Consider the following 270-nt stretch of genomic DNA (forward strand, 5'->3'; position numbering starts at 1 on the left):
ACAGGACTCTGTTCGGTGATCCGATTGGCCGGGACCGCCACCTCCTGATGACTGCCCAGGCTTGCGGCCTGATCGGCCAGCACCGGCCTGGCGAACAGCGTGCGCACCTCAACCCCCAGCGACCGCCGCCGCAAACGCTCGATCAGTTGCACCGCCAGCAGCGAGTGCCCGCCCAGTTCGAAGAAGTGGTCGTGGCGTCCGACCCGCTCAACACCGAGCAGCTCGGCCCAGATCTGTGCCAGCGTGATCTCGATCTCGCCTTGCGGCGCC

General features: G+C 67.4%; 1 protein-coding gene. It reads right to left on the bottom strand.

The window, feature by feature from the left end; all coding sequences use genetic code 11:
- Positions 1-270, bottom strand: a 270-nt coding sequence (locus CWO91_RS42525; protein ID WP_130221206.1) for a phosphopantetheine-binding protein, incomplete at both ends; no start/stop codon positions are given.

The organism is Bradyrhizobium genosp. SA-3 (assembly GCF_004212635.1).
Classification (GTDB): domain Bacteria; phylum Pseudomonadota; class Alphaproteobacteria; order Rhizobiales; family Xanthobacteraceae; genus Bradyrhizobium.